Annotated in this window: 11 protein-coding genes; 4 read left to right on the top strand and 7 right to left on the bottom strand. The window is 34.3% G+C overall.

The genetic code is table 11. From position 1 onward, the window contains the following. Position 1 precedes the first annotated feature (1 nt). Together BKM63_RS05915 and rnpA are read right to left on the bottom strand one after the other, a co-directional pair. Positions 2-829 carry a DUF4349 domain-containing protein gene (locus BKM63_RS05915; protein WP_071635713.1) on the bottom strand — a complete coding sequence of 276 codons (828 nt, stop codon included), beginning with the start codon at positions 827-829 and terminating at the stop codon, positions 2-4. Between the two features lie 80 nt (positions 830-909). After that, the gene (gene rnpA / locus BKM63_RS05910) at positions 910-1,314 is read right to left on the bottom strand and encodes a ribonuclease P protein component (protein WP_071635712.1); all 405 of its coding nucleotides are present in this window, start codon (positions 1,312-1,314) and stop codon (positions 910-912) included. A 126-nt stretch (positions 1,315-1,440) separates the two neighbouring features. Here rnpA and BKM63_RS05905 point away from each other — a divergent pair, with 126 nt between their 5' ends. The 3 genes from BKM63_RS05905 (at position 1,441) to BKM63_RS05895 (ending at position 4,076) form a co-directional block, all read left to right on the top strand. After that, entirely contained in the window at positions 1,441-2,187 is a 747-nt protein-coding gene (locus BKM63_RS05905) for a lysophospholipid acyltransferase family protein (protein ID WP_071635711.1), read from the top strand. A 45-nt stretch (positions 2,188-2,232) separates the two neighbouring features. Continuing rightward, positions 2,233-3,225, top strand: coding sequence for an acyl-ACP desaturase (locus tag BKM63_RS05900; protein ID WP_071635710.1), 993 nt, complete (start codon positions 2,233-2,235; stop codon positions 3,223-3,225). A 197-nt stretch (positions 3,226-3,422) separates the two neighbouring features. Then, positions 3,423-4,076: an HD domain-containing protein gene (locus BKM63_RS05895; RefSeq protein WP_071635709.1), complete on the top strand. Its 654-nt coding sequence runs from the start codon at positions 3,423-3,425 to the stop codon at positions 4,074-4,076. Positions 4,077-4,643: 567 nt separating this feature from the next. On the opposite strand, the gene BKM63_RS05885 is transcribed toward BKM63_RS05895, so the two are convergent. The 5 genes from BKM63_RS05885 to BKM63_RS05865 form a co-directional block, all read right to left on the bottom strand. Then, positions 4,644-4,766, bottom strand: coding sequence for a FeoB-associated Cys-rich membrane protein (locus tag BKM63_RS05885; protein WP_071635707.1), 123 nt, complete (start codon positions 4,764-4,766; stop codon positions 4,644-4,646). 6 nt (positions 4,767-4,772) lie between these two features. Further along, positions 4,773-6,872 carry a ferrous iron transport protein B gene (gene feoB / locus BKM63_RS05880; RefSeq protein WP_071635706.1) on the bottom strand — a complete coding sequence of 700 codons (2,100 nt, stop codon included), beginning with the start codon at positions 6,870-6,872 and terminating at the stop codon, positions 4,773-4,775. Further along, positions 6,872-7,111: a FeoA family protein gene (locus BKM63_RS05875; RefSeq protein WP_071635705.1), complete on the bottom strand. Its 240-nt coding sequence runs from the start codon at positions 7,109-7,111 to the stop codon at positions 6,872-6,874. Before BKM63_RS05875 ends, feoB begins: the two co-directional genes overlap by 1 nt. 104 nt (positions 7,112-7,215) lie before the next feature. Next, a complete protein-coding gene (locus BKM63_RS05870) occupies positions 7,216-7,881 on the bottom strand; it encodes an SCO family protein (RefSeq protein ID WP_071635704.1) in 666 nt (221 codons plus the stop codon). 320 nt (positions 7,882-8,201) lie between these two features. Continuing rightward, on the bottom strand, positions 8,202-9,137 hold the full coding sequence (locus BKM63_RS05865; protein WP_071635703.1) for a DMT family transporter: 936 nt from the start codon (positions 9,135-9,137) through the stop codon (positions 8,202-8,204). Between the two features lie 202 nt (positions 9,138-9,339). Between BKM63_RS05865 and BKM63_RS05860 the strand changes: the two genes are divergently transcribed. After that, complete coding sequence (locus BKM63_RS05860; protein WP_071635702.1) at positions 9,340-11,400, top strand: M13 family metallopeptidase; 2,061 nt, start codon at positions 9,340-9,342, stop codon at positions 11,398-11,400. Positions 11,401-11,443 lie beyond the last annotated feature (43 nt).

The following is an 11,443-nucleotide window of genomic DNA, read 5'->3' as shown; positions in this document are numbered from 1 at the left end:
ACTATGGTTTTTTTCTTTTAAATCTTTTTCTAATAAAATAGGCTAATACACAAAATATAATAATAAACGGCCAAATGCTGATAATTGATATAAAGAAGCTGGACAAACAAAAAAATCCAGACTTAATGGCCGTCCAGATTTTAGATCCGTATGATGATTGTACAGCTTCCTGCTGTGGCAGCGTTTTATAAAACTCAATTGTAAAAGTGCTTTCAGAAACGCGGCTTTCTAAATATTTCAGCTGGCCTTCTTTGGCTTCAATTTCTTCACGAATAATAGAGATTTGTTTTTCGATTTCCAGAATCTCACTTATTTTGGTGGCTTTTTGCAGAATTTGAAGATAACGTTCTTCCAGTTTTCGTTTGTTTTTTAATCTTGTTGTGAGATCAATATATTGCTCTGTAACATCTTCTGCCGAAATTTCTTTTCTTTCAAAATACGATACACCTTTAGAAACTGAATTCAAAAAGCTGTCAAAGTTCTCACTTGGAACTTTTACGGTTAGGCTTCTATAAATTGTTTGATAATCTTTTCCTTCAGAATCGTTTATGATTTTTCCTTTATTTGCAATTACGGCGTTTTTGATTTGGTTGAATGAAGTTTCTAAATCATTCGATTCAAATCGAAGCGATGCTTGTTTGATTATTTTCTGCGGAATTTCCGGAGGAGCGTCATTTTTATCTTCATCTTTATAGCTTGCTCCTGCAGCAGGCGGAGGTGGAGGAGTAACTTTTATGGCACTTATAGCCATATCTTCATAATTTGCATCAGCTTTATTGCAGCCCGAAAGAATCAAAAAAACGACATATAAAAAGAAAATGTATCGCATAAAATTTCAATTTAGTGCTAAAACTACAATTTTTTTATAATTTTTTATCTGATTTAGAGTACAAAGTTGACTTTTAAGCTTTACAAATCTTTTTTGATTTCAGAATCGGGAGTTTTGTTTAGCTGCTGCAAAAATTTCTCAAACAACTGAATCGTTTTGGTATTGATTTCTTCGTATGTTAATCTGTCTTTTGTCTGATAAAAAAGCATGAAAGAATAGGGCTGATCTAGATTATCCAGAAGCAGGTGTTTGTTTAACCGATAGGTTTCTCTTAAAACCCTTTTGAAATAATTTCTGTCAACGGCTTTTTTAAAGTATTTCTTAGAAACCGAAACCCCAACTTTTGTATTACCCTGATACTCTTGTTCCGCTTGACGGTAAACCAGACGAAGCGGATATTTTGAAACAGATTTCCCTTCAGAAAAAAGTAATCCAATCGTCGTTTTGCTCTTTAAGCGTTCATTTTTAGGGTAAGTGAAGTTCATTTAATTCAGAAAAAATTTGCAATTTTATGGACAAAGGTACAATTAAACCATAAAAACGGTTATTGTTTTCAAATTTTATACCGCTAAAAATATATTTACTACTTTTGACCTCAAATTTTTTCAAGCATGCAAAAGATAATTTCATATCCAATCTCTGTAATTTATTATTTATGTTTTGGTTTGTGTTTGGCGGTATTTCATCCAATACAATGGATCTGCCTTAATCTTTTTGGTTATCAGGCGCACAAAAAAAGCGTTGATTATTTAAATTTCTCGCTTTTAAAATGCACAAACCTAGTTGGAACAACTTATAAAGTTACCGGTGTAGATACAATTCCAACCGGAGTTCCTATTATTTTTGTCTCTAATCATCAAAGTATGTACGATATCGTGGCAATGATTTGGTACTTTAGACGTTTTCATTGTAAATTTGTAAGTAAGAAAGAGTTAGGAAGCGGAATTCCGAGTGTATCTTTTAATTTACGCCACGGAGGATCTGTTTTAATAGACCGTAAAGACCCTAAACAAGCGATTCCAGTAATCAAAGGCTTGTCTGAATATATAGAAAAAAACACTAGATCTGCTGTAATCTTCCCGGAAGGAACCCGCAGCAAAACAGGGAAACCTAAAGAATTTGCCCAAAGCGGTTTAAAAATTCTATGCAAATACGCACCATCAGCGTATGTTGTTCCGGTAAGTATTAACAATTCATGGAAAATGGTTCGCTATGGTATGTTTCCTGTTGGATTAGGAAACCGTCTGTCTTTTACAGTTCATAAAGCTATGGCAGTAAAAGATTATGATTTTGCCGAGTTAATGAAATTAACAGAGAAAGCAGTAGTGGAAGGAGTAAACGAGTATAAACAGGTTTAAGTTTTAGTCCGAGCTAAAACGTAAATCCCAAATTTAAAATAAGTAATGTCTATAAAAAACATTAGATTAGAAGTGATGCAGTTTTTGGAAAAAAACGTTGACAGCTTCGTTGAACAGTATTTAATTCCGGTGGAAAAAATTTGGCAGCCGTCAGATTTCCTGCCTAATTCTGAAGGAGAAAATTTCTTCGAGGAGGTAAAGGAACTACGCGAAATTGCTAAAGAATTGCCATACGATTTCTGGGTAACGCTTGTGGGTGACACAATTACCGAAGAAGCGCTTCCAACATACGAATCATGGTTAATGGATGTAGAAGGAGTAAACCAGGTGGAGAATGGTGGTAATGGCTGGTCGAAATGGATCAGACAATGGACCGGAGAAGAAAACCGCCACGGAGATCTTTTAAATAAATACTTGTATTTGTCTGGTCGTGTTAACATGCGTGAAATCGAAATGACAACACAGCATTTAATCAACGACGGTTTTGATATTGGAACTGGAACTGACCCGTACAAAAACTTTGTATACACTAGTTTTCAGGAATTAGCAACTTACGTTTCTCACAATAGAGTAGCACAGATCGCAAAGAAATTTGGCGATAACAAGTTGTCTAAAATGTGTAAAATGATCGCAGGTGACGAAATGCGTCATCACCATGCTTACAGCGAGTTTGTAACCAGAATTTTTCAGGTTGACCCTAGCGAAATGATGTTGGCTTTTCAATACATGATGAAACAAAAAATCGTTATGCCGGCACATTTCTTAAGAGAATCCGGTCAAAAAATCAGTTCTGCTTTTGAGCAGTTTTCTGATTCTGCACAACGTATAGGTGTTTATACCGCAAACGATTATGTTGATATTATGCAGAAATTAATCAACAAATGGGAAATTGATAAAATCACAAACTTAACTGATGAAGCAGAAAAAGCACGTGATTACTTGATGAAATTACCGGCACGTATGGCTAGAATTTCTGAAAGAATTGTTATTCCTGCTGAAAGCCACATCTTTAAATGGGTTGAACCAGCCAGACTTTAAGATTTTAGACTGCAGATTCTGGTTTTAGATTTAAAATTGATTTTTACAGTTTACATTGATATTGAAAATATTGTTGATTGTTGAAGTTTCAAAGCTTCAACAATCAACATTTTTTATTTAAAATATAAGAAACTCCAGTTCAATCCGTTTAATCTGCGTTATCTGTGAGCCATTTTTATTACAAACTGAATACACTTATGAATAATCCTGAACTTATAATTAAAACAATCGCTTTTGTAAAAGAGAAACTAAACGATGCCGAAGGCGGGCATGATTGGTTTCATATCGAACGTGTATATAAAAACGCACTTTTAATTGCAAAAGATACAGATTGCGACCTTACTGTTGTACAATTAGGAGCTTTGCTTCATGATATTGCCGATAGTAAATTTCATAACGGAGATGAAACTATTGGTCCAAGGACAGCACGTTTGTTTTTAGAGTCAGAAAATGTTTCAGAAGATATTATAGAGCATGTAGTTAAAATAATTGAAAACATCTCATATAAAGGCGGAAATTTCGAAAAGAAGTTCTCTTCTGTAGAATTGGATATTGTTCAGGATGCAGATCGTTTAGACGCAATTGGGGCAATTGGAATTGCAAGAGCTTTTAATTATGGCGGATTTAAAAATAGAGCCCTGCACAATCCCGAAATTGCACCTATTACAAATATGACGAAAGAGGAGTATAAGAAAAACAATGCCCCGACAATTAATCATTTTTATGAAAAGCTTTTGCTTTTAAAAGATAAAATGAATACTGAAAAAGGAAAACAAATCGCTGCCGAAAGACATCAGTTTATGGAACTATTCCTGGCTCAGTTTTATGCTGAATGGGAAGGGGTTAAATAGTTTTCAGTCTCAGTTTTTAGGTTACTCTTTGTATCTCCGTGAAATGATACTTTTCTAAATTCAGAATTTAAGTATATGCTGGTTTTTAGTTTATGCGATAAACCCAATCTATTTGAGTTATTGTTGTAATTATAAAAAGAGTATAAATTAGAAAACCTTTTTTTACAAAAAGATATATTCCTTTATTGAAATAATTTAGAGCGTTTTTTTTAGATTCCATTTGTTTTAAAAAAAGTCCGTTAAGATAAAACCAAAATATTAGAACGACACTAAAAAAGCATATTTTTCTAAAATCGGATGAATTTATTTGATATACAAAGAGATTCAATTGATGTATTAAATAAACAATTATAAAAAAAGCTGCAATGCTTAAATTAATGTATCGATTTAAAAGAACTTTTTTAGAAAGTATTAAGAATATTGAAAGATTTAAGCATATGAAGAATATATAGTAAATGAAATTTGCCATTTTTTAAAGTTTAATTTTTCAAAACATCAGTAATTTGTCGAGCTGAGTAAGCTAAATTCCTTTTAATCTTTGCCATTCATAAGACTTAATAACTTCAATTAAGAACAGCCGCAATTTCCGTCACCGCAGTCTTTTTTCTTTTTAGATTTCCAAAAGAATTTTCTAATCAAAAAAGCAACGGCGATAAATAATATGGCAAAAGCGATAATTTCTTGTATCATGACTTTTTACTTTAAAAATTGATACGCTATAAGCGCTGAGATATAGGCCAGACCTGTCATAAAGACAAGCTGCATTACAGGCCATTTCCATGAATTGGTTTCTTTTTTCGTAATGGCCAATGTACTGGCACACTGCATGGCAAAAGCATAGAATAGTAATAATGAAATTCCGGAAGCAAAGTTAAAGATCTTTTCTCCAGTCTCCGGATTTACTTCTTTTTGCATTTTACTCTTAATTGTCGATTCGTTATCGCTGTCTCCAACGCTATAAATAGTAGCTAATGTTCCCACTAAAACCTCACGTGCTGCAAACGAACTGATAATAGCAATTCCTATTTTCCAGTCATAACCCAAAGGAGAAATCACCGGTTCGATAGTTTTACCCATAATTCCGATGTACGAGTTCTCTATTTTTTGAGATGCTACTTCGTTTTCAAATTGAGTTTCATCTAAAGGCGTATTTGCAAATCTTTCTTTTACGATAGTTTCCGCATCGTTAAATTCTTTTCCTGGCCCAAAAGAGGCTAAAAACCATAAAATAACAGATATTGCCAAGATGATTTTACCTGCGCCCAAAACAAAAGCTTTGGTTTTTTCTACAACGTTAATTCCAACATTCTTTAAAAGAGGTAATTTGTAACTTGGCATTTCAACTACGAAATACGATTTTGAATTTAGTTTTAAAACTTTATTTAAAATATAAGCAGAGATTATAGCTGCCACAAATCCTAGCAGATATAAAAGCATAAGAGATAACCCCTGAAGATTTAAAAATCCAAGAACTCTTTTATTCGGGATTACGAGTGAAATCATAATAGCGTAAACAGGAAGTCTGGCAGAACAGGTTGTAAACGGCGTTACTAAAATGGTAATCAAACGTTCTTTCCAGTTTTCGATATTTCTAGTCGCCATAATAGCCGGAATTGCACAGGCAGTTCCTGAGATTAAAGGAACAACACTTTTTCCCGAAAGACCAAATTTGCGCATTATTTTATCCATTAGAAATACTACACGGCTCATATAACCGCTTTCTTCTAAAATAGAAATGAATAAAAACAAAAAGGCAATCTGCGGAATAAATATAATAACACCGCCAATTCCCGGAATGATTCCCTGAGAAAGCAAATCGGTTAAAATACCACTTGGCAATTCATCAGCAACCCAGCTGCTTAATGAAGCAAAAGTGCCATCGATAAAATCCATTGGAATAGTTGACCAGCTGAAAATCGATTGGAAAATAAGGAATAAAATTCCGAGGAAAATTACATATCCCCAAACTTTATGAGTTAAAACGCGGTCTAATCTTGCTCTAAAATCTTTTGCTGTTGAGGCATCTACTTTTAAACCTTCTTTTAAAACATCATTTATAAACTGATATCTTTTGATAGTTTCTTTTTGTTGTAAACGCTTTAACTCTGAATGCGATTTCGTAAAAGTACTGCGGATTTCATTTCGGTCTAAATTCGAAAAATTGACGTCTTGTGTAATTACCAGCCACAGCTTATACATTAATTGATTTGGAAAAGCATGTTTTAACTTTTCAAAATATTCAGGATCAATTACCGAAGCATTTAAACATGGTTCATGTGTAATTGTTTTATAGGAAACAATCAGCTCTTTTAATTCTTCGATTCCTAAACCTTTACGCGAACTTACTAAAGCAATTTTGGTTTTTAGTTTTTCTTCTAAATACGGGATATCCAAAGTAATTCCTTTACTTTCCATACGATCAGACATATTTATGACTAATATTGTTGGAATTTCAAGGTCTTTTATCTGCGTGTAGATCAGTAAATTTCTTTTCAGATTTTCGACATCAGTTACGACAACGGCAACGTCTGGATATAATTTGTCGTTTTTGTTTAACAAAAGTTCAATTACCACGCTTTCATCCATTGAACTCGCATTCAGGCTATACGTTCCCGGTAAATCCAGAATGTTAGCTTTTATGTTCTGAGGTAATTTGCAAAAACCAATTTTTTTCTCAACCGTAATTCCGGGATAATTCCCCACTTGTTGATTTAAACCTGTTAACTGATTAAAAACAGAAGTCTTTCCTGTATTTGGATTCCCAATAAGGGCAACATTGATATTCTGTATGCTCATTATAAATTGTTTTTGATAAGTTCAACTTCAATTTCACGAGCAGTTTCTACACGAATAGCAACATGCGAACCGTTAATGTCTAGATATAGAGGGTCTCCAAAAGGAGCAATTTGAAGTAGTTCGACTAAGCTGCCCGGCAAACAACCCATCTCTAATAATTTTAAAGGAATCAAATCGATATCAAAATCTTTGATAATGGCTTTATCGCCTTTTTTCAGGGTATGGATTGTATTCTGCAAAGCTTATTTAGATTGAATTTAGATTGCAAAAATAGGCAATAATTATTTATTCCAAGGCAATAATAGCCTTTGAATATGCTAAATCTTTCTAAAAATAAGGGATTTTACTCTTTTGATAAGAAATCGATGTCTTCTAGCAGACGTTGAATTTCTTCTTTTTTGGTTCCGTCATAAAAACCGCGAACACGTCTTTTTTGATCTACCAAAACAAAATTCTCTGTATGCACCATATCATACAACTGATCTGGCCGACCTAATTTTACAGCCAGGTAAGATTTTCTGGCCATGGTATAAATCTCTTTTTTATCTCCGGTAACCAAATTCCATTTGCTGTCTACAACTCCGTATTTTACAGCATATGCTTTTAAAACCGAAACACTGTCTACTTCAGGAAAAACCGTATGTGAAAGCAGCATCACTTTTGGATTATTCAAAACTGCCTTTTGAACATCGGCCAGATTAGTGGACATTTTTGGGCAGATAGAACCGCAGGTTGTAAAGAAGAAATCAGCAACATAAATCTTGCCTTCATAATTTTTTTGCGTAATTGTATCTCCGTTTTGGTTTACGAATGAAAAATCTGCGATTGTATGATATTTACTTTTGTACTGAATCGTACTGTCTACCAATTCCGGATTTACATCGGCTGGATTGTAAATTGGAAGTGTTTTTTGTGGTTTTAAGGCTGAGTAAAATAAAGATATTGTGACTACAGAAAATACAATTAAGACAATGAAGAATTTGCGGTATTTATAAAGAAACGATTTCATAAAAATAATTTGGCGCAAAAATACGAAAAGAGCATTTCAAAAGCCGCAGTTATAACACTTTTTAACAGAGAAGCTACAATGTAAAAGAGCTTTTCTGCAGTAGGATTGTGAAATGGCACACAGATGAGGCGGATTCGCTTTGCGAAAATTACGGAATGACACAGATTTTATAGATTATGTATGTACGTTGTGAGTTTTCGACTTCGCTCAGACTGACAACAGGACTTAGAAAACTTTGCGTCTCTGCGGCTTTGCGAGATTAAAAAAATTAGAAAGATTAAAATCTGTATAAATCAGCGTTTTCGCAAAGCGAATCCGCCTCATCCGCGTGCTATCTTCTTAGGCTTCCGGATCGATTTGTTTACCATATATAAGCCCGTTAAAGTAACTGCAGAACCAATTGCAATAGCGTGTGTGAGCACTTCACTAAAAATGATAGAACCCAAAATCATAGCTACAATTGGATTAATGTAAACATAAATACTGCTTATTTCTGTGGGAAGATGCTGCAGCGAATAAATAAAAGCAATAAAAGTCAGAACAGAACCCACAATAACCAAATAGATAATTGACCACCAGGATTCTGATGGAATTTCACTCAGCGGAATATTTATGTCAGCAGCTTCTGTAATTCCAAAAAGAAATATACTTGAAATCAGCATCTGCAGTCCCAAACTAAAATAGGGATTAAAACTGGCCGCTTTTTTCTTGGTTTCTAAAATTCCGAAAGCCCATGTTATGGTAGAAGCCGTCATCAAAATAATTCCGAACTGAAAATCAGGTCGCAAAAAGTCAGCTATATAATCAACGAAAATAACGCAGATGCCGGCAAAACTAATTAGAATTCCAAATAAAGCCATTCTGGCAATTCTTTCGCCATTGAAGAAATTAATTATAATAATCCAGATTGGAAAAAGTGCACTAATGATGGCGCCCAATCCGCTGGTAATATATTTTACGCCCCAAGTGCTCAAACCATTGCTGAGGGCAAAATTTAAAACGCTTAAAACCAAAATGGTGCGCCATTGTTTTCCTTTTGGCCAAGGCTGTTTTTTCAGAATAAAATAAGCAACATAAATCAATCCGCCCAAAAACTGCCTGATTGTTGCGAGCTGTAGTGCCGGCATGTGTCTCACGCCTTCTTTTGAAGCCAGCCAGGTAGTTCCCCAAAAAAAACTCACCCAGCATAAAGCCATAATTGGCAGACCAATGGCATCGATTTTTCCTGAAACAGCATTCTGAATTTTTGCTCTCATTTTTACTTTAATACGTTGAACAAATATTCCAAAAACAATTTCAATATTCTGCGAAAAACGTCAGAAATATTCATGAAAAGAATCAATGGTTTCTATTAAAATCTTAGTATGAAGGGTCAAATTGAGATTATTGCAAAAAAATTAACATGAAATTCCAAATATTAACAATATGTTTGCATATGCACTAAAAACTTAAATATAAATGAAAAAACAACTTAGTAAACCTTTGTTTTGCGCTTTTTCTGTAATGTTATCAGTTACAGCGATGCAGGCTCAAAGCACAGCTTCAAAAGAACCAGGCATTAATGTATCATACATGAATACCAAAATTAGTCCGAGCCAGGATTTTTTTCAGTACGTAAACGGAACATGGTTAAGCCAGACAGAAATTCCGAGTGACAGAACTTCTTGGGGAAGTTTTAATGAATTGATCAAAAAAACGGATAAAGATGTAATGGCGGTTTTGAAGGAAGCTTCAAGCAATCCAAAATACAAATCAAATACAGATCAGGGTAAAGCAGTAAACTTGTTTGCAACAGTTTTAGATACTGTAGGCAGAAACAAAAGAGGAGCGGAGCCTTTAAAACCTTATTTGAAAAAAATTGACGCCATTAAAAATGTGGCAGATCTTCAAAAGTTTTTGGTTGAAATGGAACCAGAAGGAGGATCAGGATTTTTTGGAATTTATGTTGGAGCAGATGAAAAAAACAGCTCTAAAAATTCCGTAAGTCTTGGTGTAAGCTCATTAGGATTACCTGATAAAGATTATTATACTTCAGACGATAAGGATTCTAAAGAAAAACGTGCGAAGTATGAACTTCACGTTGCGAGAATGATGCAGTTTATAGGTGAGTCTCCGGTAAAAGCCAAGCAAAGTGCCACAGAAATTTTGGCTTTAGAAACACAATTGTCAACAGCAAGATTAAATCGTGTAGAAAGCAGAGACAGCCGTTTGCAATATAACCCAATGACCGTTGCTGAACTTCAAAAATTAACTCCGGCTATTAAATGGGATGCTTATTTTGCAGGTATTGGTTTAGCAAAATTAGATACGGTTGTAGTAATGGAGCCTAAATACATGAAGGCTTTACAAACTATTTTTACTGAAAATAAAGTAGCCGCATGGAAAGAATATTTAAAATGGGATTTACTGAATGCTGCAGGTTCTAAATTGTCTACAGATATTGAAACTGCAAGTTTTGATTTTTACAGTAAAACATTAAGAGGCGCTATAAAACAATTACCTCGCGAAGAAAAAGCATTACAAGTTGTAAATAGAGGAATTGGTGAAGCACTTGGAAAACTATATGTAGATAAAGTATTTCCTGCTGAAGCAAAAACCAAAGCGCTTGATATGATACATAATGTTATTACGGCGTACCAAAACCGTATTAATAACCTAACTTGGATGTCGGCTGCGACTAAAGTAAAAGCGATCGAGAAATTAAATAAAATTACCATAAAAGTAGGTTACCCTGATAAATGGAAAGATTATTCAGCACTTGAAATTAAAAGTGTTGCCGAAGGCGGAAGCTATTTTGAAAATTCAAAAAACATTTCAAAATGGAATTTCAAAAAAGGAATTGAAAAGTTAAATAAACCTGTTGATAAAACAGAGTGGGGAATGTCGCCTCAAACCGTAAATGCTTATTACAACCCATCTTACAACGAAATTGTATTTCCAGCTGCAATTTTACAACCGCCTTTCTACAATTACCAAGCTGACGAAGCTGTAAATTATGGTGGAATTGGTGCTGTAATTGGTCACGAAATCTCTCATGGTTTTGACGATTCTGGAGCACGTTACAATGCTGATGGAAATCTTGTTGACTGGTGGACTCCGGAAGACTTAAAACAATTTACACAATTAGGAAAAGAATTAGCTGATCAATACAGCGCTTTAGAGCCATTACCTGGAATTCATGTTGATGGAAATTTCACTCTTGGTGAAAATATTGGTGACTTAGGAGGTATCAATGCTGCCTTTGATGGATTGCAATTGTACTTAAAGGCTCATGGAAATCCTGGTTTAATTGACGGATTTACTCCAGAACAGCGTTTCTTTATTTCTTGGGCAACAGTTTGGAGAACAAAATCAAGAGACGAAGCTATTAAAAACCAGGTAAAAACAGATCCGCATTCGCCAGGAATGTACAGAGCGTATGTTCCAATTCAGAATGTTGATGCTTTTTATCAAGCTTTTGGTATTAAAAGTGGAGACAAAATGTATGTAAGTCCAGAAAAACGAGTAAAAATCTGGTAATCGTATTTTTAGAATATAAAAAACGGCGCTGATTTCAGCGCCG

Origin of the sequence: Flavobacterium johnsoniae, assembly GCF_001879205.1 — a bacterium.
Taxonomy (GTDB): Bacteria; Bacteroidota; Bacteroidia; order Flavobacteriales; family Flavobacteriaceae; genus Flavobacterium; species Flavobacterium johnsoniae_A.
The sequence above is the reverse complement of the archived record's forward strand: the minus strand, read 5'-3'. Positions and strand labels throughout refer to the sequence as shown.